The 23,616-nt window shown below is 71.7% G+C and carries 21 protein-coding genes, 4 pseudogenes and 1 riboswitch; of the genes and pseudogenes, 14 read left to right on the forward strand and 11 right to left on the reverse strand.

Annotated features, from left to right (window positions below; genetic code table 11):
- Positions 1–4 precede the first annotated feature (4 nt).
- The 4 genes and pseudogenes from hpnH (at position 5) to CCZ36_RS36120 (ending at position 3,326) form a co-directional block, all read left to right on the forward strand.
- A pseudogene (hpnH, locus tag CCZ36_RS31295) lies at positions 5–1,023 on the forward strand (adenosyl-hopene transferase HpnH).
- Complete coding sequence (locus CCZ36_RS31300; protein WP_128819088.1) at positions 1,020–2,417, forward strand: aspartate aminotransferase family protein; 1,398 nt, start codon at positions 1,020–1,022, stop codon at positions 2,415–2,417. The pseudogene hpnH and the gene CCZ36_RS31300 overlap by 4 nt, the downstream one beginning before the upstream one ends.
- A 63-nt stretch (positions 2,418–2,480) precedes the next feature.
- Positions 2,481–3,089, forward strand: coding sequence for a helix-turn-helix domain-containing protein (locus tag CCZ36_RS31305; RefSeq protein ID WP_128819089.1), 609 nt, complete (start codon positions 2,481–2,483; stop codon positions 3,087–3,089).
- A 64-nt stretch (positions 3,090–3,153) separates the two neighbouring features.
- Positions 3,154–3,326: pseudogene (locus tag CCZ36_RS36120) on the forward strand (DUF6126 family protein).
- A 39-nt stretch (positions 3,327–3,365) separates the two neighbouring features.
- On the opposite strand, the gene CCZ36_RS31310 reads toward CCZ36_RS36120, so the two are convergent.
- Positions 3,366–4,178 (reverse strand): tyrosine-protein phosphatase, encoded by an 813-nt coding sequence (locus CCZ36_RS31310; RefSeq protein WP_128819090.1) that lies wholly within the window; start codon positions 4,176–4,178, stop codon positions 3,366–3,368.
- Positions 4,179–4,622: 444 nt separating this feature from the next.
- Positions 4,623–4,782, forward strand: a riboswitch (cyclic di-AMP (ydaO/yuaA leader).
- A 3-nt stretch (positions 4,783–4,785) separates the two neighbouring features.
- Here CCZ36_RS31310 and CCZ36_RS31315 point away from each other — a divergent pair.
- The gene (locus tag CCZ36_RS31315) at positions 4,786–5,745 is read left to right on the forward strand and encodes a LysM peptidoglycan-binding domain-containing M23 family metallopeptidase (RefSeq protein WP_128819091.1); all 960 of its coding nucleotides are present in this window, start codon (positions 4,786–4,788) and stop codon (positions 5,743–5,745) included.
- 164 nt (positions 5,746–5,909) lie between these two features.
- Entirely contained in the window at positions 5,910–6,749 is an 840-nt protein-coding gene (locus CCZ36_RS31320; protein WP_069740051.1) for an SGNH/GDSL hydrolase family protein, read from the forward strand.
- Positions 6,750–6,760: 11 nt separating this feature from the next.
- On the opposite strand, the gene CCZ36_RS31325 is transcribed toward CCZ36_RS31320, so the two are convergent.
- The 6 genes from CCZ36_RS31325 to CCZ36_RS31350 are packed head-to-tail and all read right to left on the reverse strand — an operon-like array spanning position 6,761 to position 12,992.
- Positions 6,761–7,678 (reverse strand): STM4011 family radical SAM protein, encoded by a 918-nt coding sequence (locus tag CCZ36_RS31325; protein ID WP_128819092.1) that lies wholly within the window; start codon positions 7,676–7,678, stop codon positions 6,761–6,763.
- Between the two features lie 7 nt (positions 7,679–7,685).
- Complete coding sequence (locus CCZ36_RS31330) at positions 7,686–9,068, reverse strand: STM4012 family radical SAM protein (RefSeq protein ID WP_128819093.1); 1,383 nt, start codon at positions 9,066–9,068, stop codon at positions 7,686–7,688.
- On the reverse strand, positions 9,065–9,895 hold the full coding sequence (locus tag CCZ36_RS31335; protein WP_069741280.1) for an STM4013/SEN3800 family hydrolase: 831 nt from the start codon (positions 9,893–9,895) through the stop codon (positions 9,065–9,067). The genes CCZ36_RS31330 and CCZ36_RS31335 overlap by 4 nt, the downstream gene beginning before the upstream one ends.
- A gap of 34 nt (positions 9,896–9,929) precedes the next feature.
- Complete coding sequence (locus tag CCZ36_RS31340) at positions 9,930–11,087, reverse strand: STM4014 family protein (protein ID WP_128819094.1); 1,158 nt, start codon at positions 11,085–11,087, stop codon at positions 9,930–9,932.
- Complete coding sequence (locus CCZ36_RS31345) at positions 11,068–12,027, reverse strand: STM4015 family protein (protein ID WP_128819095.1); 960 nt, start codon at positions 12,025–12,027, stop codon at positions 11,068–11,070. Before CCZ36_RS31345 ends, CCZ36_RS31340 begins: the two co-directional genes overlap by 20 nt.
- Before the next feature lie 5 nt (positions 12,028–12,032).
- Positions 12,033–12,992 (reverse strand): STM4015 family protein, encoded by a 960-nt coding sequence (locus CCZ36_RS31350; protein ID WP_128819096.1) that lies wholly within the window; start codon positions 12,990–12,992, stop codon positions 12,033–12,035.
- 173 nt (positions 12,993–13,165) lie between these two features.
- On the opposite strand from CCZ36_RS31350, the gene CCZ36_RS31355 reads away from it, so the two are divergent.
- Both CCZ36_RS31355 and CCZ36_RS31360 read left to right on the forward strand, forming a co-directional pair.
- The gene (locus tag CCZ36_RS31355; RefSeq protein WP_069740046.1) at positions 13,166–13,492 is read left to right on the forward strand and encodes a hypothetical protein; all 327 of its coding nucleotides are present in this window, start codon (positions 13,166–13,168) and stop codon (positions 13,490–13,492) included.
- A 99-nt stretch (positions 13,493–13,591) separates the two neighbouring features.
- Positions 13,592–14,593: a DUF6745 domain-containing protein gene (locus CCZ36_RS31360; RefSeq protein WP_128819097.1), complete on the forward strand. Its 1,002-nt coding sequence runs from the start codon at positions 13,592–13,594 to the stop codon at positions 14,591–14,593.
- A gap of 66 nt (positions 14,594–14,659) precedes the next feature.
- Here the strand turns inward: CCZ36_RS31360 and CCZ36_RS31365 are convergent, their stop codons facing one another.
- Positions 14,660–15,301: a TetR/AcrR family transcriptional regulator gene (locus CCZ36_RS31365; RefSeq protein ID WP_069740044.1), complete on the reverse strand. Its 642-nt coding sequence runs from the start codon at positions 15,299–15,301 to the stop codon at positions 14,660–14,662.
- 196 nt (positions 15,302–15,497) lie between these two features.
- Here CCZ36_RS31365 and CCZ36_RS31370 point away from each other — a divergent pair, with 196 nt between their 5' ends.
- Both CCZ36_RS31370 and CCZ36_RS31375 read left to right on the forward strand, forming a co-directional pair.
- Complete coding sequence (locus CCZ36_RS31370; protein ID WP_069741192.1) at positions 15,498–15,938, forward strand: PPOX class F420-dependent oxidoreductase; 441 nt, start codon at positions 15,498–15,500, stop codon at positions 15,936–15,938.
- 101 nt (positions 15,939–16,039) lie between these two features.
- The gene (locus CCZ36_RS31375; protein WP_128819098.1) at positions 16,040–17,251 is read left to right on the forward strand and encodes an MBL fold metallo-hydrolase; all 1,212 of its coding nucleotides are present in this window, start codon (positions 16,040–16,042) and stop codon (positions 17,249–17,251) included.
- Positions 17,252–17,317: 66 nt separating this feature from the next.
- On the opposite strand, the pseudogene CCZ36_RS31380 reads toward CCZ36_RS31375, so the two are convergent.
- Together CCZ36_RS31380 and CCZ36_RS31385 are read right to left on the reverse strand one after the other, a co-directional pair.
- Positions 17,318–17,425: pseudogene (locus tag CCZ36_RS31380) on the reverse strand (MerR family transcriptional regulator); the annotation flags it as partial.
- 100 nt (positions 17,426–17,525) lie between these two features.
- A complete protein-coding gene (locus CCZ36_RS31385) occupies positions 17,526–18,020 on the reverse strand; it encodes a hypothetical protein (RefSeq protein WP_128819099.1) in 495 nt (164 codons plus the stop codon).
- Between the two features lie 64 nt (positions 18,021–18,084).
- Between CCZ36_RS31385 and CCZ36_RS31390 the strand changes: the two genes are divergently transcribed.
- Complete coding sequence (locus CCZ36_RS31390) at positions 18,085–18,570, forward strand: hypothetical protein (protein WP_128819100.1); 486 nt, start codon at positions 18,085–18,087, stop codon at positions 18,568–18,570.
- A 95-nt stretch (positions 18,571–18,665) separates the two neighbouring features.
- On the forward strand, positions 18,666–19,094 hold the full coding sequence (locus CCZ36_RS31395) for a pyridoxamine 5'-phosphate oxidase family protein (protein WP_069741174.1): 429 nt from the start codon (positions 18,666–18,668) through the stop codon (positions 19,092–19,094).
- A 106-nt stretch (positions 19,095–19,200) separates the two neighbouring features.
- On the opposite strand, the gene CCZ36_RS31400 is transcribed toward CCZ36_RS31395, so the two are convergent.
- Positions 19,201–20,646, reverse strand: coding sequence for a glyceraldehyde-3-phosphate dehydrogenase (locus CCZ36_RS31400; RefSeq protein ID WP_069740038.1), 1,446 nt, complete (start codon positions 20,644–20,646; stop codon positions 19,201–19,203).
- Positions 20,647–20,988: 342 nt separating this feature from the next.
- Between CCZ36_RS31400 and CCZ36_RS31405 the strand changes: the two are divergent.
- Both CCZ36_RS31405 and CCZ36_RS31410 read left to right on the forward strand, forming a co-directional pair.
- A pseudogene (locus tag CCZ36_RS31405) lies at positions 20,989–23,174 on the forward strand (ATP-binding protein).
- A 5-nt stretch (positions 23,175–23,179) separates the two neighbouring features.
- Positions 23,180–23,614: a roadblock/LC7 domain-containing protein gene (locus CCZ36_RS31410; protein WP_128819101.1), complete on the forward strand. Its 435-nt coding sequence runs from the start codon at positions 23,180–23,182 to the stop codon at positions 23,612–23,614.
- Positions 23,615–23,616: the final 2 nt, after the last annotated feature.

Genomic DNA, 23,616 nt, shown 5'->3' on the forward strand with positions numbered 1-23,616 from the left:
CCAGATGGCCATGCCGCTCCGCCAGACCATCAAGGTTGCGACGTATCTCTTCGAACAGAAGCTCCGCAAGCGTGAGAAGTTCCCGCTGATCGTCGAGCTGGAGCCGTTGTTCGCCTGCAACCTCGCCTGCGAGGGATGCGGCAAGATCCAGCACCCGGCCGGTGTCCTGAAGCAGCGCATGCCGGTCGCCCAGGCGGTGGGCGCGGTCCTCGAATCCGGGGCCCCATGGTGTCCATCGCCGGCGGCGAGCCGCTGATGCATCCGCAGATCGACGAGATCGTGCGCCAGCTCGTCGCGCGGAAGAAGTACGTCTTCCTGTGCACCAACGCCATGCTGATGCGCAAGAAGCTCGACAAGTTCACCCCGTCCCCGTACTTCGCCTTCGCCGTGCACATCGACGGACTGCGCGAGCGGCACGACGAGTCGGTCGCCAAGGAAGGCGTCTTCGACGAGGCCGTCGCCGCGATGAAGGAGGCCAAGGCGCGCGGCTTCCGTGTCACCACCAACTCCACCTTCTTCAACACCGACACCCCGCAGACCATCATCGAGGTCCTCAACTACCTCAATGACGACCTCAAGGTCGACGAGATGATGATCTCTCCCGCCTACGCCTACGAGAAGGCCCCCGACCAGGAGCACTTCCTCGGCGTCGAGCAGACCCGCGAACTGTTCAAGAAGGCCTTCGCGGGCGGCAACCGAGCCCGCTGGCGGCTCAACCACTCGCCGCTCTTCCTGGACTTCCTGGAGGGCAAGGCGGACTTCCCGTGCACCGCCTGGGCCATCCCCAACTACTCGCTCTTCGGCTGGCAGCGCCCCTGCTACCTGATGAGCGACGGCTACGTACCGACGTACCGTCAGCTCATCGAGGAGACCGACTGGGAGAAGTACGGGCGGGGCAAGGACCCGCGCTGCGCCAACTGCATGGCGCACTGCGGCTACGAACCCACGGCCGTGCTGGCCACCATGGGATCGCTCAAGGAGTCCCTGCGCGCGGCGCGGGAGAGCGTGGGCGGCAACCGGTGACGGACGGCGGGCCGGGCGGCTTCGACCTGGGACGGCTCCTGGCCGAGCGCGGTGCCGAGCGGTACGAGCTGCATGCACGCCATCTCAACCACCAGCTGCCGCGCATGCTGCACACCATCGGCTTCGACAAGGTCTACGAGCGGGCCCAGGGCGCGTACTTCTGGGACGCGGAGGGCAACGACTACCTCGACATGCTCGCCGGATTCGGCGTCATGGGCATCGGCCGGCACCACCCGGTCGTAGCCAAGGCCCTCCACGACGTGCTCGACGCCCAGCTCGCCGACCTCACCCGCTTCGACTGTCAGCCGCTTCCCGGACTGCTCGCGGAGAAGCTGTTGACCCACAGCCCGCACCTGGACCGGGTCTTCTTCGGCAACAGCGGCACCGAAGCGGTCGAGACGGCGCTGAAGTTCGCCCGGTACGCCACCGGGAAACCCCGGGTCCTCTACTGCGACCACGCCTTCCACGGGCTCACCACGGGCTCGCTGTCCGTCAACGGGGAGAGCGGCTTCCGCGACGGCTTCGCCCCGCTGCTCCCCGACACGGCCGTTCCGCTCGGCGACCTCGACGCGCTGCGCCGTGAGCTGAAGCGGGGCGACGTCGCGGCGCTGATCGTCGAGCCGATCCAGGGCAAGGGCGTGCACCCCGCGCCGCCCGGCTATCTGCGCGAGGCCCAGGAGCTGCTGCACCGGCACAAGGCGCTGCTGATCGCCGACGAGGTCCAGACGGGCCTGGGGCGTACCGGGGACTTCTACGCCTACCAGCACGAGGAGGGGGTGGAGCCCGACCTCGTGTGCGTGGCCAAGGCCCTCTCCGGCGGCTATGTGCCGGTCGGCGCGACCCTCGGCAAGGACTGGATCTTCCGCAAGGTCTACTCCTCCATGGACCGGGTCCTCGTCCACTCCGCGAGCTTCGGCTCCAACGCCCAGGCGATGGCCGCCGGGCTCGCCGTCCTGACGGTGATGGAGGACGAGGAGACCGTCGCGAACGCCCGGCGCACCGGCGATCTGCTGCGTGAGCGGCTGGCCGCCCTGGTGGACCGCTACGAACTGCTGCACGAGGTGCGCGGGCGCGGGCTGATGATCGGCATCGAGTTCGGCCGGCCCTCCTCGCTGAAGCTCCGCAGCCGCTGGACCATGCTCCAGGCCGCCCGCAAGGGACTCTTCGCCCAGATGATCGTCGTGCCGCTCCTCCAGAAGCACCGGATCCTCACCCAGGTCTCCGGCGACCACCTGGAAGTGATCAAACTGATTCCGCCCCTGGTCATCGGGGACGAGGAGGTGGACCGTTTCGTGGCGGCGTTCACGTCCGTCATGGAGGAGGCGCACAGCGGCGGCGGACTGATGTGGGACTTCGGCCGGACCCTCGTCAAGCAGGCCGTCGCCAACCGCTGACCTCGCATTTGCCTCAGAGGCAAGTTATTTGCCTCTGAGGAAAACTCCTGGCCCAATAGGCATATGAACCCTCCGGACGAAGGGGCGCCGGACGAGCTCCCCGGCGTCGCACCCCGACTGCGCGATCTGCGCCGCGCCCGCGGCTTCACCCTGGAGACCGCGGCCCAGCGGGCCGAACTCTCGCCGGCCCATCTCTCCCGGCTGGAGACCGGCCGCAGGCAGCCCTCGCTGCCCATGCTGCTGGGGCTCGCCCGCATCTACGGTACGACGGTCTCCGAGCTGCTCGGCGAGCAGCCGCCCGAACGGGACGCGATCATCCGCGGCGGCGGCTTCGAGGGCGCGGAGGCCGACGGTTGGATGTACCGGCGGGCGGGCGGCTCCGGCCGCGCGATGCAGGCACTGCGGGTGCGCGTCCCGTACGGGGCTCAGGGCGACCTGGTCCGGGTCCACCCCGGCGAGGAGTGGCTCTACGTCCTGGAGGGCCGGCTGCGGGTCGGTCTCGGCGACACCGTCCACGACCTCGAACCCGGCGACAGCGCCCACTTCGACTCGCTCACCCCGCACCGGATCGTGGCCGTCGACCGCCGCGGCGCGGAGCTGCTCTTCGTCCACTCCCTGCTGCAGAGCCCCGCTGCCGAGCTCTGCCTCGGCAGCGGACTGCACTCGCGCTGACCGGCCGCTCCCGCCGGCCCCACCCTTCATGCCACCGGCCGCGAGGCCGGCAGAGAGGACCGTCATGTCCGATTCCGAGCACTACGACCCGCTGGGCCCGGACGCCGCGCGAACGAGGACCCGCAGGAGAAGCGGATGCCGCGCGGCGTCATCATCCGGCTCTTCGCCTATCTGGTGGCGGGCCACATCATCGCGGCCTTCCTCTACCTGCTCTTCGTGGTGGCCGGGAGCAAGTGACGGCCCGTTCCGGCGCGGGCCGCCGTCACGGGGGAGAGGTCAGCCTTCGTCGAGCAGCCGCTCGCTCAGCCGCTCCCGCGTCGCGGGGGAGAGCTTCAGCCCCTCGGACAGATAGCGGTCCGTCGTCCCCCAGTTCTCCTCGATGGCCGCGAAGGCCGCCGCGAGATAGGCGGGCCGCGCCCCGAACAGCGGGTCCAGCAGCTCCAGCACCTCGGGCGACATGCCGGCGCCGGACGGGTCGGAGCGCTTCACCTTGTACCGGCGGTGGAGATCGTTGGACTTGAGGTAGTCCTCCTCGATCGCCTCCGGCACGACGCCGACCGCGAGCAGGGCGACCGCGATCGAGAGGCCGGCCCGGTCCTTGCCCGCCGCGCAGTGCATCAGCGCCGGGACGCTGTCCTCGGCCAGGGCGTGCAGGACCCGGCTGTGCTCGGCTGTGCGGTCCTCGATCGTCGCGCGGTACATCCGGATCATGCGGTCGACGCCTTTGCTGCCGGAGAGGACCGAGCGCAGCTGCTCGATGTTCCCGCTGCCCACCAGCCGCCAGAACTCCGCGCCATCGGCCGGGTCCGAGAGCGGAATGCTGACATTGCGGACACCGGCCAGCTCGATGTCGTACCCGTCGAGCCGGTGATCGGCGGAGTGCCGGAAGTCGAAGATCGTGTGCAGTCCCAGCCCGCCGAGGAAGGCCGCGTCCTCGGCGGTGGCGTGTGCCAGATGGCCGCTGCGGTAGAGCCGGCCGAAGGCGGTGCGCCGCCCGTCCGCGGTGGGGAGCCCGCCCACATCGCGGAAGTTGCGGACTCCGGTCAGCACGACCTCTGTCGGCGGGATCTGCGGCACCTGCTGCGTCACGGGGACTCCTCGGTTCTCGGGCGTCGGCGCGGCTCTCCGGCGAGGGCGCTCCCGTGACGATACGACATCGATTCGACGGAAAATCATCATGGTCGCCTCCCCGGGGGCGGGTGCCGGGCGGCCCGGCTGACCGGGTGTCAGGCGGTGCCGCTCGCGGCATGTCCGTATTGGTGCATTTCGCAGAACATGCCCCGCTAATGGGGGAGATGGGATTTCGGAGGTGAGCGGGATCATATCCGTGACGGTCCGTGGTGAGAGCGCCGTCGAGCATTCCCGTTGCCCGTAAGGAAATTCAAGATCCGCCATCCACGGAGTGTGACGGGAAATCCGGAGCGATATCGAATCGATGATTCCGCCGGGCAACCGATGGCTTGTTCCGCCCGTCCTGACCGGTTTACGGTCACCGTCAATCCGGACGGATCGCCTAATCCTGCCGCCGCCCGGAATTCGCACCCACCCACTCACGTGTGGCAGGAGCGGGGGAACCAGGTAAGCCGCCGAGCCGGAGTGATCCGGACCGGCTAGGGTGAAGTCGCCGCGACGCGACCGGGCATCTCCAGCCCGAACCCGACAGCTCACCTCGCAGGCGCCGGAGAGGAACTTCCCCATGCCCGCAAAGGGTAAGCACCGTCGTCCGAAGTCCGGCCCGATCTCCCGCGGCGTCCTCGCCGCCGGGACCGGCGGCGCCGCACTCGCCCTCCCGCTCATCGGCGCCACCGCCGTGAACGCCGCGGACCAGACCGCCCCGGCCGCCAAGCCGGCCGCCGCCTCGGTCGCCGCCGCGCACACCGCTCCGGCCGCCGCCCCCGCCGCGTCGAAGGCCGCCCCGAAGACGTACTCCGTGGTCTCCGGCGACTACCTGTCGAAGATCGCCGCCGAGCACCGGCTCAAGGGCGGGTGGGAGAAGCTCTACCAGGACAACCGCTCCACAGTCGGCGACAACCCCAGCCTGATTCACCCGGGCATGAAGCTGACCCTCGGCGCCAAGGGCTCCGCCCCGGCCGAGAAGTCCGCCGCCCCCAAGGCCGCCCCGAAGAAGGCCGAACCGGCCCCGAAGGCCGCGCCGAAGGAAGAAGCCCCGAAGGGCGACACCATCTCCGCCGACGACTCCGAGGGCTCCGGCGCCCCGGCGCGTACCGGCGCCGCCGAGGCCACCGGCTCCGGCTGGTCCGCCCCGCTGGCCAACGCCAACGTCACCACCCAGTACCGCGCTTCCGGCGCCAGCTGGTCCAGCGGCTACCACACCGGCTCGGACTTCCAGGCCGCCACCGGCACCCCCGTCCTCGCCATCGGCCCGGGCACCGTGGTCTCGGCCGGCAACAGCGGCGCGTACGGCAACGAGGTCGTCATCCAGCACGAGGACGGCATGTACTCCCAGTACGCCCACCAGTCCGCGCTGAACGTCTCGGTCGGCCAGACCGTCACCGGCGGCCAGCAGATCGGCCTCTCCGGCTCCACCGGCAACTCCACCGGCCCGCACCTGCACTTCGAGGTCCGCACCGGCCCGAGCTACGGTTCGGACGTCGACCCGATCGCCTACCTGCGTCAGCACGGCGTCTCCCTCTGACCCAGCGGCGACGAGAAGTGTCCGCGAGGGGCGGTGCGCGGCGGCGCACCGCCCCTCGCTTTATTCCGGGTTTACCGAAAACTGACCGGGTGGTCTATCTCACCACCCGTCAACCCCGTATTACGGTCGCGTAGGTCACATCGGACGATGCAGGATAAGTCCTTGTGGCAGACGATTCGAGAAACAACCAGCAGCACACCATCGGGTCGTACGCGGCGATCGGCGACAGTTTCACCGAGGGCGTCGGCGACCCCGGCCCCGACGGGACCTTCGTCGGCTGGGCGGACCGCTTCGCGGTGCTCCTCGCCGACCGGTTGCCGGCCCCCGGCCGGGCCGGCTCCGAGGACGCCCCGCACGAGGACTCCCCGCACGGGGACTTCCGCTACGCCAATCTCGCCGTACGAGGACGTCTCCTCGACCAGATCGTCGAGGAACAGGTCCCGCGCGCCAAGGAACTGGCCCCCGACCTGGTCAGCTTCTGCGCGGGCGGCAACGACATCATCCGACCCGGCACCGACCCCGACGATCTCGCCGAGCGCTTCGAGCGAGCCGTCGCCGAGCTGAGCAACGCCGTCGGCACGGTCATGGTCACCACCGGCTTCGACACCCGGGGCGTCCCGGTACTGCGCCACATGCGCGGCAAGATCGCCACGTACAACGTCCATCTCCGGGCCATCGCCGACCGCTACCAGTGCCCCGTGCTGGACCTGTGGTCGCTGCGCTCCGTCCAGGACCGCCGTGCGTGGGACGCCGACCGGCTGCACCTGTCGCCCGAGGGACACACCCGCGTCGCGCTCCGCGCCGCCCAGGTCCTCGGCCACGACGTGCCCGCCGACCCCGACCAGCCCTGGCCGCCGCAGGCCCAGCGCAGCCCCTTCGACGAGCGGCGCGACAACATCCAGTGGGCCCGCGAATACCTGGTGCCCTGGATCGGCCGACGGCTGCGCGGCGAGTCCTCCGGCGACCACGTCGAGGCCAAGCGCCCGGACCTGCTGCCGCTGTAGGGCCTGCCCCCTCAGGGCTCCAGCAGGGGAAGCGCACGCCGGGGAGTGTTCGGCACGACGAACCCGCCCGGCGGCGTGCCCGTGCCGGACGCCGCCGGTATCCGCTCCAGCACACCGCCGGCGAACACGTCGTACAGCGGCAGCGACTCCAGATGCACATAGCCGATGTGGCAGTCGCACTCGGCGAGCGGGCACGCCCGCGGGCCGAGCGCCCGGCGGTAGCTGCCGTCGTAGAGATTGCCCAGCTCCGCCTCGACGAAGTGGCAGCGCCGCACCGTGCCGTCCCCGTCCACCGAGATGACCGACTCGCCCGTCCGGCAGGGCAGCCCCGCCGAGCGGTGCGGATCACGGCTGTAGGGGAAGAGCGGATCCAGCTCCGTCCACCGCGCCGCCTCCTCGTCCGTGTACGTCTGCCCCTCGGCGGCGTTCACCCAGAGATAGACCTCGCCCGGCAACTCCGCCCGCAGCCGCCGCGCCTCGTCGAGATGCTCGTCGAACCCCACCACGCCCACGCTGTAGCGGATGCCCTTCGCCGACAGCTCCCGGCATTTCCCCAGAAAACGGTCGTACGGGGTCTGCCCCGGGTGGTACGTGCACCAGAGCGCGATCCGCTCCGGATCGGCGTCCGCCAGCCATTCGGTCCGACCGCTCAGGTTCGTCTGGATCGCGACCCGGCCGATGTGCGGCAGCCGGGACAGCTCGGTCAGCGCCCGCCGGTACCAGGAGCGCACCAGGCCCTCGCCCCACGGCGTGAACAACACCGACAGCCGGTCGGTCGTCTGCGCCGCGGCCCAGCCGGTGAACCGCTCCAGCGCCTCCCGGTCCGCCGTGAGCTGCGCACGGCTGTCCCGCCGCTTGGCGAACGGGCAGTAGGGGCAGTCGTAATCACAGGAGGCGAGCGGTCCCCGGTAGAGAATCGTCAGGTCCACGGCCCGGTCACTTCCTCTCGTACGCGGCCATCGCCGCCCGCACCCCGGGGGAGAACAGCGCGGGCCCCAGCGCGTCGGAGTGGGCGAGACCCGACGGGGACAGCCTGAGCAGACCGTCCGGCGCCGCCGCGTCCAGCCAGCCCCGGTCCGCGAACTCCGTCAGCTCGGCCGGGAAGTCCTTCCCCGGATCCGTGCCGAACCGGGCCCGGTACTCCGCCACCGGCAGCCCCGCCGCCTGGAGCAGCGACTGCAACAGGTGCCGCCGACGCGCCTCGGCCGCGTCGACGTACCGGCCGACCTCGGCGCGGGAGAAGTCCTCGGTGGCGGTGAAGCGGTCGATGATCGACCGGATCTCCCGCATGTCCACCGCGTAGTCGAAGGAGTAGTGCAGGGCGGACGTGTACGAACGGGCACCGCAGCCGAGGCCGATCATGCCGTCGGTCTGGCAGGCGTAGTCCTCCGGGCCCTCCTGCTCGCGCGGGGCGTCGGTCCGCCGGAACATCCGCATCGACACCTGCTCGTAGCCGTGGGCCAGGAGATGGTCCCGCCCCACCGCGTACAGCCGCAGCCGCTGCTCGTCCCAGGCGGCGTCCTCCGGGGCCTGCGCCTCCGGGCCGGTCGCCGGCCCGATGCGGTGCAGACCGGTGAGCGGACGCACGTACAGCGGATAGAGGTACAGCTCCTCCGGCCGCCAGGCCAGCGCCGCGTCCAGCGAGGCGAGCCAGCTGCGCTCGGTCTGCCCGTCGATGCCGTAGATCAGGTCGATGTTCAGCACCGGGATCCGGGCGTCCCGGATCCGGCCGAGCGCCGCTTCCACGTCGGCGCGGCGCTGGGGACGGACGGCCGCCCGGGCCTCCTCGTCCACGAAGCTCTGCACACCGATGCTGATCCTCGTCGTGCCCCGGTCGGCCAGCACCGCCAACCGGTCGGGGGTGGCGGTGGAGGGCGAGGTCTCCACGGACAGCGGGACCGCGCTCAGATCGGCGCCCATCCGCTTCTCCGCGATATCACAGAGCCGCTCCAGCTCCCCGGCGGTCAGGAACGTCGGCGTCCCGCCGCCGAACGCCGCCGCCGCGAACCGCACCGGCTCCTCGTCGCCCAGCGCCTCCCGCACCGCCAGGGCCTGCCGGTCCAGCGCGTCCAGATAGCGCGTCGTCAGCATCTCCGGCGCGCCGATCCGGGTGAAGAGATTGCAGAAGCCGCAGCGGACCTCGCAGAACGGTATGTGGAGGTAGAGGGAGAGGGCGTCCTTCGGCTCCGCCGCCCAGAGCGACCGCAGGGCGGGGCGGTCCGCCAGCGGCCGGTAGGCCGTCTTGTGCGGATAGGCGTAGACGTAACTCTCGTACGGCCGGACGGCGGGCGGCGCGGTGGTGCTGGTCGTGATCGTCATCGGGCGGCCCCCGGTTCGGGCGTTGCGGGTGGTTCGAGGAAGAAGTGGGCGTACGGGACGGTCCAGACGGCCGGGTGGCCGAGCCGGTGACCGGTGTAGCCGTCGTCGCCGTAGGCGGTGCCGTGGTCGGAGCAGACGATGGCGAAGCACCGGCGACGGCTGCTCGCGGCGGCGAAGAGCCGGCCGATGTGCCGGTCCACGTACTCCAGGGCCGCCGCGTGCGTGGCCCGGGAGTCGCCCGCCTCGCGGGTCGCCCCGGGCAGATGGAACCAGTTCGGCTGGTGCAGAGCGGACACGTTGACGAAGAGGAACAGCCGCTGTTCCCGGGGGAGCGCCGCGACGACCTCCTCCGCCCGGGCCACCTGCTCCTCGAACGACGTGGGCGAGGCGACGCCGAAGCCGGGCTCCCAGTGGCTCTCCTGGAACATTCCGGGCAGCACCGAACCGAGCGGTCCCTGACGGTTGAAGAAGCCGACCCCGCCGATACACACCGTGCGATAGCCCTCGGCGGCCAGCCCCGACACCAGATCCGGGGTGTCGAACACGAACGTGCCGTCCGCCGTCGTCTCACTTCCCGCGAACCGCGCCGCGAACAGCCGCGGGTGCGGTCCGGGGAAGGCGGGCGTCGGCAGGAACCCCGCGAACATCGCCTGGTGCGAGGCGTAGGTGAAGCTGCCCGGGGCGTGCCGCTCCTCCCAGCCGCCGCCGGGCAGATGCCGGGCCAGGTGCGGGATGCGCCCGGCGGCCGCCAACTCGACGGCGACATCGTGGCGCAGGGTGTCCAGGGTGACCAGCAACAGATCGTGGCTGCCCACGACCTCGCCCATGTCGGGCCGGTCGTACGCGGAGGGCGTGGCGGGGTCAGGAAGCGATGACGGCACGGTGGTTCCTTGCTCGGTCCAGTACGGCGGCGACCTGCGCCGCATAGGTGTTCAGGCCCTCGGCGCCGCTGCCCGGCAGACCGGTGAGTCCGGGCAGCAGATCGCCGAAGGCGTTGACCTCGCCGACGGCGAAGCGCCGCCAGCCGGCCGTGGGCAGAAGGTCGACGCCCACACAGGGCGTGCGGGGGAAGCAGGCCGCCGCCCGCTCGCACATCGCCAGCGCCTCACGCCAGCAGCCGCCCGCCGCCGCCACGGCGGACCGGACCTCGTCGAGGTCACCGCGCGCGCCGCCGAGATGCAGATTGGTCATGGGGCTCGTGCTCGTCCGCACCACGGCGTGCGTGGCCCGGCCGCCGACCACCACGATCCGCAGGTCCGCGGCCCGCCCCCGCTGGGACGCCTTCGGCAGCCATCGCTCGATGTGCAGCCCGTCCGGGGCCAGCGCGTCCACCACCGCGCCGACCTCCTGCTCCGAGGTGTAGCGCCGAACCCGCAGCGAGTTGAACAGCCGCCCCGACGCGTCCCGTTCGACCGATGTGCTCGCCCGGACCCGGCCGGGACCCGCCGTCTCCACCGCCAGCACCCCGGAGGCGGAGGAGCCGTGAGCGAGCTTCACGAACGCCCGGGGCATCCGGTGCTCGCGCAGCAACTCCCGTACGTCGGACCAGCCGCGCACCGGGGCCCCCGCCGGTCCGGAGGTCGGCGAGGCGGGCACCGGGACCCCCGCCCCGTCGAGCAGTCCGTGGCACAGCCGCTTGTCGAAGAGCACGGCGATATCGGCGGGGGAGCCCAGCACCTCGGCACCCGCTGAGGACGCCGCGCCGGCCACCCTCTCCACCGCCTCCGTGAAGCGCGTGTACCACCGGGCGGAGCCCTCCACCCGGGTCGGATCGTCGACCCCGCGGAGCAGCCGGTCCACCTCGGCGTCCTCACCGGGCGAATCGATCCGCACGCTCTCGCCGGGGGCGAACGCCGCCTCGCCGCGCAGCACGTGGAGCCAGGGCACGACCCGGGCCGCCGGCAGACCGGCGGACCGCACGGCCTCCTCGAAGAAGGCGACCCGCCGGTTGTCCGGGTTGCCGACGACCGCGAAGCGCGGCGCCGGGCCGCCCCCGGTGCTACTCGCTGACCGCGACATAGCGTTCCGGTTCGTCGTCCTCGTCGTCCGGGTCGGCGTAGTCGTCCTCGGCCTCGCCGCCCTCCACCACGGCCGGGGCGCAGGCGGTCCTGATGCGGTCCAGCACCGGCCCGGTGAGGTAGTGGTGGCGCAGGTCGAGCGTGGACAGATGGCTCAGGGGCTGACCGTTGAGCAGAGCCTCGCCGCCCGTGTCGCTCAGGGTGCCCAGGGACAGCGCCAGGGTCTCCAACTGGGCCACCACGGGAGCCGAACCCACGGCGAGGGCGATCTCGTCCTGGATCTCGCTGTTCTGCAACCCCAGGTGGCGCAGCCGGGGGAACACACCGCCCGACAGGAGCGGCCGGATGTCGTCGACCGTGGCGTCGCCGCCGTACCACGAACTGCCGAACCACAGGTCCAGCCGCTCCAGCGCGGGCAGCTCGCTCGCGGCGACGGCCCGGACCAGCGCGCCGGGCAGCCCGCCGGACTCGAAGCGCAGCGACTTCAGCGCCGTATGGCGCAGGGGGCGCAGCGCGAGTCCCTCCTGGCCGCAGCCGCGCACACCGAACTCCTCCAGCGACGGCAGCGCTTCGAGCACCGGAGTGATGTCGCACATCTTCAGCCAGGACACCTCACACTCCTCGCCCACCACATCGGCGAGGAAGAGCCCGCGCAGGGCCGGGAAGCGGTCGGCGTGGGCGACGATCAGCTCCACCACCGGATCGATCGGCGTGTACTCGTCGTTCCACCAGGGGCCGATGACGAGGGCTCGGACCCGGGCCGTGTCCACCGACTCCAGGAACTGCTCCCACAGAGTGGCGAAGCCGGCGTCCTCGCCGTAGTCGCACACCAGCCGCCAGGCCACGGAGTCGGCGGCGGGCAGGGCACCGGACGACTGCTCCGGGGTGTGGACCGGCAGCCCGTGAAAGCGCTCCAGATGCTCAATCCCGAGATATGTCATGGCGTTCACTCCGACACCGCGGTGTAACGGCCCTCGACGCCCCGGTCGCCCCACGGCTCGCACTTCTCCGAGAGGTCGACCCGCACCCCGTGCGGTTCCAGGGCGGAACGGACCCGCTCCTCCATGGCGTCGCTGAGGAAGTGGTGGTGGAGATCGAGGACTTCCAGGTGGGTCAGCGGCTGCCCTTCGAGCAGGGCGGCCGCGCCCTCGTCGCCCAGCGTCCCGTTCGACAGGTCGAGCACCCGCAGCTGGGCGACGACCGGAGCCGAGGCGATGGCGGCGGCGATCTCGTTCTGGATCTCGCTGTTGCGCACGCCCAGGTGGTTCAGCCGGGGGAACCGGGTGCCGGACAGCAGCGGAGCGAGATCGGCTACGTCGGTGTCGCCCTCGTAGGCGGACACTCCGAGCCAGAGGTCCAGCCGCTCCAGCGCGGGAAGTTCGCTGTCCAGCACCCCGCGCACGACCTCGACCGGCAGCCCGCCCGCCTGGATCGTCAGCGACCGCAGCCGCTCGTGCTTCGTCGGCGGGAACACCAGATCCGTGCCACCGCGCACCCCGAGCTCCGTCAGGGCGGGGAAAGCGGCCAGCAGTGCCGTCACGTCCGACTGCTCGATCCAGGTGATCTCGGCCTCCTCCGCCTCGAGATCACCGACGAACACCGCCTCCAGCGAGGTCAGCCGGTCGGCGGCGGCGATCACCAGACCGACCGGAACCGACGACTTCTCCTCGTACGCCTCGCCCCACTGACCGATGATCAGGGCCCGGACCCCTGCCGGGTCGACCGAGCCCAGGAAGTCGGCGAACTCCTCCTCCCAGGGCCGGTCCCGGTCGTCGTCGCCGTACGGATCGACGGAGATACGCCAGGCCGCGGCGTCCGCGGCGGGCCGGGAGCCCCCGTCGGTCGTGTGCCGGAAGTCGACGGCCGGAAGGCCGCCGAACTCGTGCAGATGCTGCGCACCGTACATGGCCCTGAGCTCCTGATCGTGGGACGGCTGTTGTCCGCAAGGTCTATCAAGCCGCACTGACAACGCCGCGACCGGGACCCGTTCACCGCCGCCGGCAGGACCGTTGTCAGACCCTGCCCGTAGCGTTTTTCCCGTGGTCGGCACAGCGGGTGCCGCGACGAGGGGAGACGTCTGTGTACCGGCAGGGCGATGTACTGATCATGGAGCTGGACGAGTCCGCGGTGCCCGCCTCCTTCCTGGAGGCCCCGGGCGAACTGCGCGACGGCCGGGGACGGCTGGTGCTCGCACTCGGCGAGGTCACCGGACACGCGCACGCCGTGCAGGGCCCCGGCCGGCTCATCCGGGAAGCGGGCCAGTTCGGCCCGATGCTGCTCCATCTCCCCGAGGGCGGCCGAGTGGTGCACGAGGAACACGCGGTGATCCCGCTGCCCAAGGGCTGGTTCCGCGTCGTGCGCCAGCGGGAGTACGCGCCGGGCGCGGTCCGCATCGTGGCGGACTGACCCTTCGGCCGTGCCGGAGCCCGCACGGACACCCAGAGCGAACGCAGCGAACACAGCCTTTCGGAACAGATCGAGCACAGCAGGGGACGGGGACAACCGATGCAGAACGTGAATTCCTGGCGGAGCGTGGCGGCGGCGACCGGCCGTGCGGACCGGGCGGCGGCCGAGGCCGGGGTGCGGCGCGCCTACCGCACCGCCGGACTGGCCGAGCCGGACCGGATCATCTGGGCCGCATCGCCCCGGGCCGCGGTCGAGACGGTGGAGAAGCTGACCGACGCCGGACGGTCGGTGCGCGAGGAGATCCGCACCCGCCCCTGGGCGGACGAACGCCGCCGGATGTACGACGAGCTGGGCCCGGCGGGCTGGTCGGCGCTCTGGTCCGCCACCGGGGCCCAGCTGTGGGAGACCACGGCCGCGCTCGCCGAGCGGATACGGGCCGGGGTCGTCGCCGACCTGGCGCGGCGGCCGGAGGAAGCGGGGGCGGTCCGGCTGGTGCTCCTGGACGCGGTGCTCGGCCAGCACGACGCCGCCTGGCTCGCGGCCTTCGACGGGCACGGCGACCGGCTCGCGGGTCTCGTGGAGGTGGCCCGCAGCGCCGGCTGGTGGTGGCCCTACGAGCACGCCGTGGTCATCACCGAGCGGCCCGACGTCCTGCACCGCGACGAGGCGGGCCGGCTCGACCACGGGGAGGGGCCGGCACTCGCGTACGGGGACGGGTTCGCCCTGCACGCCTGGCGCGGCATGCCCGTGCCCGCCGCGTTCCTGGCCGAGCTGTCCTCCCTCACCCCCGAGCGGATCCGCGCCGAGGAGAACGCGGAGCTGCGCCGGGTGATGCTGGAGTACTACGGCTACGACCGGTATCTCACCGAGTCGGGAGCCGAACCCGTCCACCGCGACGAGACGGGCATCCTCTGGCGCATCGCCCTCGACGGCGACGAGGACGTGGTGATGGTCGAGGTGGTCAACTCCACCCCCGAACCGGACGGCACGTATCGCACCTACTGGCTGCGTGTGCCGCCCACCACCCGGACGGCGAAGGACGGGGTGGCCTGGACCTTCGGCCTGGAGGGGGCGGCCTACGCACCGGTGCGCCAGACCTGACGGCGGCTGTCCGGCCGCCGTCAGGGGATCGTCCGGGGTCGGGGGAGGGGCGAGGGGATCGGCCGGTCAGACGTCGGCCGAGGCGTCCGCGACTGCCGCACCGGTCAGATCGGCGAGGTCGACGCCCAGCTCGCGGGCGAGCGCCTCGTCGGTCCACCGCAGCATCGTGGTCCGCGAGAGCGGACCCGCGTACGAGGTCGTCTGCACCGCCATCCCGTCCAGGAGGGCGGTGAGCCGCCAGGCCGCCGACCGGGGGTCCTCGCACCGGAACTCTCCGGCGGCGGCACCCTCTTCGATGACCTGGGCCAGCTCCGTCTTCCACTGCTGGTCGAGGTCGCCCGCGACCTCACGGAGGGCCGGGTCGCGCAGCGAGGCGGCCCACCCCTCGATCCACAGCCGCCAGCCCTTGGCCGTTCCCGTCGGCGCGTACCACCGCACGGCCGCCCGCAGCCGGCGCAGCGCGGTGGTGCGGCGGGCCAGCAGCTTGCGGAGGTGGGCGAGATCGGCCTCGGCCGCGTATGCGAACGCCGCCGCGACCAGCTTCTCCTTGGTCGAGAAGTGGTAGAGGACGAGCGCGTTGCTCACACCCAGCACCTGGGCCACATCGGCGATCCGCACGGACGAGACCCCTCGGACCTCGATCTGCTCGACCGCGGCACGCAGCAGCTCCTCACGCCGCTCCGCCACGTTCAACCGGACTCTTCCCACCGGGACACCCTAACGAATGGGCCAGGTCAGCGGCGGCACGGACGATGGCCGGAGACCGCCGGCGACCCGGGACACGGACGTTCACCAGGAGGACGCGGCGGAGGCCGGCGGATGTGACACGACCGGGGAGAGGTGACGGGACCGGGGGAGGGGCCGGAACCGGAATCCTCCGGCCGGGCCGGACGTTGCCTTCTGCATGACACGAATCGAACCGGATCGGCAAGCGCTGCTCCGCCTCCTCGGCGAGCAGGACGGCGGGGTTCTGGTCACCCTGAAGCAGGACGGACGACCTCAGCTGTCCAACGTCAACCACGCCTTCTACCCCGAGGAGCAGGTGGTCCGCGTCTCGGTCACCGAGGGCCGGGCCAAGACCCGCAACCTGCGGCGCGACCCCCGGGCGAGCTACCACGTCACGAGCGACGACCGGTGGGCCTGGACCGTCGCCGAGGGAACCGCCGAGCTGACTCCACCCGCCGAGACCCCCGACGACGCCACCGTGGAGGCCCTGATCACGCTCTACCGGGACGTCAGGGGCGAGCACCCCGACTGGGACGACTACCGCCGGGCCATGGTCGAGGACCGCAGGGTGCTGCTCACCCTGCATATCGACCACGCCTACGGGCAGCCGCGTGGCTGACACCCCCGTCGGCCGGGCCGGCTGCCCCGTTCAGCATCTTCTGCTCGCCCTGTCGTACAGGCCGACGATAATGAGACGACACCGACTCCTCAGGAGATGTTGTGACCGGCGCTGACTACTTGCTTCCGCTCCGCACGAAACTGCGCTCGATGCGTACCGAGTCCTTCGGGGCCGATCCGGCCGGAGCGCGGATGGAGCGCATCCGCCGCTCGCCCCATTTCGTCGACGGAGCCTTCCAGAACCCGGTTGGGGCCCGTATCAGGCCCTCCGGTTCCACCGTCGAATTCGCCAAGACCTATTTCCAGAGAGAGCAGCGGGCCCTGAGGACGCCGAACGGCGCCGTGCCCGTCCACCCCACCACCCTCGCCGATCTGGCCGCGCCGCCCGTCAGCGGGCTGCGGCTGACCTGGATGGGCCATTCCAGCGTGCTGGCGGAGATCGACGGCCGGCGCGTCCTGTTCGACCCGGTCTGGGGCGAGCGCTGTTCCCCGTTCCCGTTCGCCGGGCCGAAGCGGCTGCATCCCACCCCGTTGTCGCTGGCCGCGCTCGGACCGGTCGACGTCGTCGTGATCTCCCACGACCACTACGACCACCTCGACCTGCCGACGATCCGTGCCCTGGCCGGTACCGACACGGTCTTCGCCGTGCCGCTCGGTGTCGGAGCCCATCTGGAGCGCTGGGGTGTGCCCGCGGCCCGGATGCACGAGCTCGACTGGAACGAGACCGCGACGGTCGCCGGAATCAGCCTCACCGCCACCCCCGCCCGCCACTTCTGCGGGCGCGGGCTGCGCAACGGGCAGCACACCCTCTGGGCGTCCTGGGTCGTCGCGGGCCCGGAGCACCGGATCTACCACAGCGGGGACACCGGCTATTTCCCCGGTTTCCGGGACATCGGCGCCGAGCACGGTCCCTTCGACGCCACCATGATCCAGATCGGCGCGTACTCGGAGTACTGGCCGGACATCCACATGACCCCCGCCGAAGGCATGCGCGCCCACCTGGACCTCCAGGGCGGCCGCCCGCACGGAGTGCTGCTCCCGATCCACTGGGGCACGTTCAACCTCGCCCCGCACGCCTGGGCGGAGCCGGGCGAGTGGACGAAGGACGCCGGCGAGGAGGCGGACCAGCCGGTGGCGTTCCCCCGCCCGGGCGAACCGTTCGAACCGGCCGGAATCCTGCCCGTGGCACCGTGGTGGCGAGCGCTGTCCCCCACGCTCGCCCACCCGTGGCGCCTCCCCGAAGAAGAGCCCGGTTCCGACCGCGGCCCCGCGCCGGCGGCGCGGGGCGACCTCGACCTGGCGGGGGAGCGCTGACCGCGCGCAGGACGTAGGGCTGGGGCCGCCGCCGGTCGCGTCCGGCGGCGGCCCCTCCCCGGCGACTCAGCCGAGCCGGGACACCGCGTAGACCTCGATCGCGTCCCGCTGGTACTCCGCCGGCCCCGGGGCGATGGCCTCGTACGCCGCGCGCCAGTCCTCGTTCTCCACGAGCGCCTCACGGGCCGGTCTCTCCGGCCCCGGTCAGGACCGTAGAAGCTGCCGCAGCGGCAACTTCAAGCCCCCATCCGCTCCGGACCGACGCCGGCCGGGCTCAGCACTCGCCCTCCACGACGGTGACGGAGAGGCTGACCTCGACACTCGTCATGTCCGGCTCCGGTCGAGGAGGCGACACGCTCAGGCAGAACGTGGCATCGACGTCCTCCGCTGTGACCTCGAACAGGTCGACAGCGGGATCCGCGTCCTTGTCGTAGGGGTCGTCCGCGTCCTCGACGTGCAGGCCGCCGGTCGAGGGGCCCTTGCCGCTCTTCTCCAGGGCGTCGCGGATCATGCTCGCGTAACTGCCGGTCCATGAACCCAGCGTTTGCGGCGTCGCCTCCAGGTCGCGGACGGCGACGTGCACCGCGTCGCGCAATTCGCCCTCGCTCCAGGAGCTACGGGAGTGCAGGGAGTACAGGAAGACGGCGGCGAACAGCAGGGACCCGATGATGAGGCCCATCCCGACCGGGTTCCTCGGGTTGTAGACATAGCGACTTGTCCCCCAGTTCGAGCGGATGAATATCGGCTCGTCGTCATGGCCCTTGCTCATGCCCGGGAGCCTAGTTGTCGCCCGAACGCGCAACGATCGCCACCCCGTACGCGTCTGATCAGGCATGAATGATCTTCCTGAGTACCCTGCCGACTCCCTCGGCCCCGACGACTCCGAGGACGCGGAGGTGCGGCCCGGTCCCCTCTGGCGTCATGCGGCGTGGGTCGCGGCCGTCACCGCCGCCGGTGTGGCGCTGGGATGGGTGGGCGCGCTCTTCCGCATCGGACCGGAGGAGTTCGGCCTGCCGCCCGCCGCTCCGGGAGCGCTCTGGCCCTATCTGCTCGCCTGGACCGCGATCGGTCTGGCCCTGGCCGCCATCCTGCGATGCGTGGCCGCCAAGGTGCCCGTCTACGAACCGGAGACGGCTGCCATCGGCCTCGTCATGATCGGTACGCGGCTGACCCTCGGCTGGCGGCCGGAGCCCCTCGAAGTCGCCGGTCTCGCTGGCGTCGGGCTGCTGCTCGTCGCCGTCTGGTGCGCCGTCGCCCTGCGGGGGGCGGCTGTCGTACGGCGGACCGATGGGGTCTCCCGGGCGCGGGGAACGGCATAGGACACGCCGACGTCGGGGACCGAGGGGCCGGGCTCGGCGTTCGCGCGGGGCACACTGGGGCAGCCCTCGCATCCCCGTACGAGAAGGAGCCTCCCGTGGCACTGACCCGTGAAGAGCGCGAACAGTTCCTCGCCGAACCCCATGTCGCCGCACTCGCCGTCGCGTCGGGAGACGGTGACCGGGCGCCGCTCAGCGTGCCGATCTGGTACGAGTACGAAGCGGGCGGCGATGTCCGGATCCTCACCGGCCGCACCTCGCGCAAGGCCGAACTGATCGCCGCCGCAGGCCGGTTCACGCTGCTCGTGGACCGGCTGGAGCCGACCGTTCGGTACGTATCGGTCGAGGGGCCCGTCGTCGACACCCGCCCCGCCACGCGCGCCGACCTGGAGCATGTGTCGGCGCGATACCTCCCGGCCGAGAAGGTCGCCGGTTACGTGGACTTCGCCTGGGAGAACCACGGTGAGCAGGTGGTGATCACCCTGCGCCCCGAACGCTGGGTCAGCTCGGACCTCGGCCAGGTCTGAGTTCCGGGCGCGCGGCGGGGCCACCCGCGCCCTTGCCCGCACGCCGGTGCCCGGCAGGCGGACCTGCCGGGCACCGGGCGTCGTACGGAAGGGCGTACCGGGGCTGTCAGACCGCCGGGGCCGGGTAGGTCGGGTACTCCACGCCGGAGACGTGCTGGACGACCCGGATGACCTGGCACGAGTAGCCGAACTCGTTGTCGTACCAGAGATAGAGGATGGCGTTGTCGCCGTCGACCTTGGTCGCGCCCGCGTCGACGATCGAGGCGTGGCGCGAGCCGATGAAGTCGCTGGAGACCGCGTCCGGCGCGCTGATGAAGTCGATCTGACGCTTGAGCGGCGAGGCCAGCGACACATTGCGGAGGTAGTCGAGGACCTCCTCGCGGGTGGTCTCGCGCTCCAGCCGCAGGCTGAGGATGGCGATCGAGACGTCCGGCACCGGGACGCGGATCGAGCTGCCGGTGATCGGCGCCTTCAGCTCGGGAAGCGCCTTCGCCACGGCCGACGCGGCCCCGGTCTCGGTGATGACCATGTTGAGCGCCGCCGAACGGCCACGGCGGTCGGAGCCGTGGTAGTTGTCCAGCAGGTTCTGGTCGTTGGTGTACGAGTGGACGGTCTCCACGTGCCCGCGCAGAACGCCGTACTCCTCCGCCATCGCCTTCAGCGGCGGGACGATGGCATTGGTCGTGCAGGACGCGCAGGACAGGATCCGCTCGTCCGGCTTCACCGTGTCGTGGTTGACGCCGTGCACGATGTTCGGGACGTCGCCCTTGCCCGGCGCGGTGAGCACGACCTTGCCGATGCCCGGCTGGAGGTGCTTGGAGAGGCCCTCGCGGTCCCGCCACCGGCCGGTGTTGTCGATCAGGATGGCGTCCTTGATGCCGTACGCCGTGTAGTCGACCGTCGTCGGGTCGTCCGAGTAGATCACCTGGATCTCGTTGCCGTTGGCGATGATCTTGTTGGTCGCCTCGTCGACGGTGATCGTGCCCTGGAACTGGCCGTGGATCGAGTCGCGCCGCAGCAGTGAGGCGCGCTTGACGATGTCCTGGCCGGAGCCCTTGCGGACGACGATGGCCCGCAGGCGCAGGCCGTTGCCCGAACCGGCCTTCTCGATCAGCAGGCGGGCGATGAGCCGGCCGATGCGGCCGAAGCCGTAGAGCACCACGTCACGCGAGGCGCGGCGCTCGATCTTGTTGTCGCCCGTCGCCCCGGCGACGGCCTCCGCGGTGAACTCCTCGACGGAGAGGCCGCGGCCGTCGGCCCGGTAGGTGGCGGCGAGCATGCCTATGTCGATCTGGGACGGGCCGAGATCGAGCGTCGTCAGAGCCTTGAGGAAGGGCATCGTCTCGGTGACCGAGAGCTCCTCGCCCGCGATCTGCCGGGCGAAGCGGTGGGTCTTGAGGATGCTGACCACCGACTTGTTCACCAGGGAGCGGCTGTGCAGCAGGACATTGACGTCCTGCTCGCGGTGCAGCTTCCCGATGATCGGGATCATCGACTCCGCGATCTCCTCGCGGTGCATCCAGTTGGTGAACGAGTCGTCATTGACAGTCACAAGTTTATCTTTCGAGCTAGGCGGCGCTCATATGGTAACCGGCCGCCTTCGCGCCTCCTCGGGGGGTGCCCTGCCTGCGGGTAAACCCAGGGCCAAGGCTCGGCAATCGGGCGCGCGTACGAGGGCTCATACCAGAGTGGGACGGATGGCGGGCAAGTTCGACAACTGCCCGTCGCGCATACGTCATTGACGACTACCGTGTGTGGCCGGTGATCAACGGTGGGCTCATGACGTTCGGGCCTGCCCGACCGATGACCCGCGCTTGACCGACCACCGTAGGGGCCACCGCATGGACGCCGGCACGACCGCCGACCCCCGGTGCCCCCTGTACCGAGGATGCTGATGTCTCAACTTCGCGCACCCGACGCGCGACCGGACCGCCGTGAGGGCGGGCGGCACGGCCGCCCCGGCACGCGCGGCCACTCGGCCCCGAGCAGGCCGCGCGCCGCAGGGCCTTCCCCCGACGCCCGCATCCGCCCCCAACTGCTGCGGACCGCGCTGCTCCCGGCCGTCGCCGCGGTGTTCAGCGGCGCGGCGGCCGTCATCTTCACCGCCCGCGCCGGAGAGGTCGGCTCCTCGCCCAGCCTCTGGGCGGCGCTCGGCGGATCGGGCGCCCTGGCGGTCGCCGCCGTCGCGGCCGCCTACCTCGGCGCCAACCGTGTGGCGGGCCAGGTGCTCGACCGGGCCCTCGCCCTCCGGCGCGCCAGCGCCCAGGGCCAGGCCGAGCTGCAGCGGGTGGTGGAACAGCTCCGCAACGGGGAGCCCGTTCCCGCGCGAAGGCCCGCCCCGCCCCCACGCCCGGGGCCGACGCCTTCGACCTGCTCGGGCAGGAGATGGCCCGGGCCCAGGAGGCCGCCGTCGCCGCCGTCGTCCAGGCATCCCAGCTCTTCAGCAGGGCCGGCAACGAACAGAAGGTCGAGGTCTTCGTCAACCTCGCGCGACGGCTGCAATCTCTCGTCCACCGCGAGATCCAGATCCTCGACGAGCTGGAGCACGAGGTCGAGGACCCCGATCTCCTCAAGGGCCTCTTCCACGTCGACCACCTCGCCACCCGGATCCGCCGCCACGCGGAGAACCTCGCCGTTCTCGGCGGGGCCGTCTCCCGGCGCCAGTGGAGCAACCCGGTCACCATGACCGAGGTGCTCCGCTCGGCCATCGCCGAGGTCGAGCAGTACCCCCGGGTCAAGCTGGTCCCGCCGATGGACGGCACCCTGCGCGGCCACGCCGTCGCCGACGTGATCCACCTGCTGGCCGAGCTGGTCGAGAACGCCACGGTCTTCTCCGCCCCCCACACCCAGGTGCTGCTGCGCGTCCAGCAGGTCACCGCCGGGCTCGCCCTGGAGGTGGAGGACCGCGGACTCGGGATGCCGGACCACGAGCAGAAGCGGATGAACGCCCTGCTCTCCGACCCCGACCAGGTCAACGTCGCCCACCTGCTCCAGGACGGCCGGATCGGCCTGTTCGTCGTCTCGGCCCTCGCCCGCCGCCATGGCATCGCCGTCCGTCTCCAGAGCAACATCTACGGCGGTACGCAGGCGGTCCTGGTCCTTCCGCAGTCGCTGCTCGGCACCGATCCCGACGCCCCGCCGTCGCCCGACGCCGTGCCCGTACCACCCCCCGGCGCCGTCCACCGGCCGCCCGTCGAGGCCGGGAGCCCCGCCGCCGCTCCACCGCGCAACGGCACACCCCGGACCAACGCTCCGGCCCCGGCACCCGGGGACCAGACCCCCGCGCCCCGGGCGGCCACGGCACCGTCGTCGCCCCAGGCATCCACCGGCGTCCCGCACCGGACGCCCGGGCCCGCACGGAGCGGACGCCCCGGAGCTCCCCCGGGCGAAGCCCCGCCCCTCCCGCTGCGAGCCGAACGCGTCGACCGGCCCGCTCCGCCCGCCTCCCCGCCCGAGCGCGGCGGTCCGCCCGCAGCGGCCGGCCATGAGCGCGAGGACCGGTCGGCTCCGGCGGCCGTCCACGAGCGCGCCCACGCGACCCCCTCTCCCGCCCGGCCCGAACTGCCCAAACGGACGAACCAGGAAAGTCTCGTACCGCAGCTGCGCGAAGCGCCCGCCCCGCGCGTCGAGGACGAGCACGCCCTGCACGACCCGGGTCTCATGGCCGCCTTCCGGCGCGGCGTCGACCTCGCCGAGGCCCAGACCGCCGAGGAAGAGAGCCCCGAGAGCGGATACGGAAACCGCGGCGGCACCACCGGAAGCGGGGGACAGACCGCGCTCGACGCCCCTCTGGAGTCCCTCTCGCCCCTCCCCGTACGCGGAGCCGCCGCACCGGACGACCGGCCGGGGCCGGCCCGGGTGTCGCGGCCGGACCACGCGCTGCCCGCCGCCGGCCTGCCCGTACCGGACACCTACCCGCCCGACGCGTACCCGCACGACACCGCCACGTACCGGCGCGGCAGCCCTGCCGAAGACACCCCCGACCGCGAGACGGGCACGCCCGGAGCCTTCGCGGGCGAGCCCTTCGTGCCGGGCCAGGCCGTCCCGGAACCCCGCAAAGACACCACCTTCAAGGAGTAGACACCATGACGAGCGATATGCCGTCCGGCCAGGTCTCGGACCTGGACTGGCTGCTGAGCGGGCTGGTCCAGCGCGTGCCCTACACACGCAGCGCGGTTCTGCTCTCCGCCGACGGGCTGGTGAAATCCGTGCACGGTATGGACCCCGACAGCGCCGACCACATGGCTGCCCTGGCGGCCGGTCTGTACTCACTGGGCCGCAGCGCCGGGGCCCGGTTCGGGGACAACGGCGACGTCCGCCAGGTGGTCGTCGAACTGGACTCCACGCTCCTGTTCGTCTCCACCGCCGGCTCCGGCACCTGTCTCGCCGTCCTCGCCGGACGCGAGGCGGACGCCGCGGTGCTCGGCTACGAGATGGCGATGCTGGTCAAGAGCGTCCGCCCCTATCTGACGACCCCGCTGCGGCAGCCGGCCGGCGCGCCGTTCATCCCGGGGATCTGAGG

It is taken from the genome of Streptomyces sp. S063 (assembly GCF_002832675.1).
GTDB lineage: Bacteria > Actinomycetota > Actinomycetes > Streptomycetales > Streptomycetaceae > Streptomyces > Streptomyces sindenensis.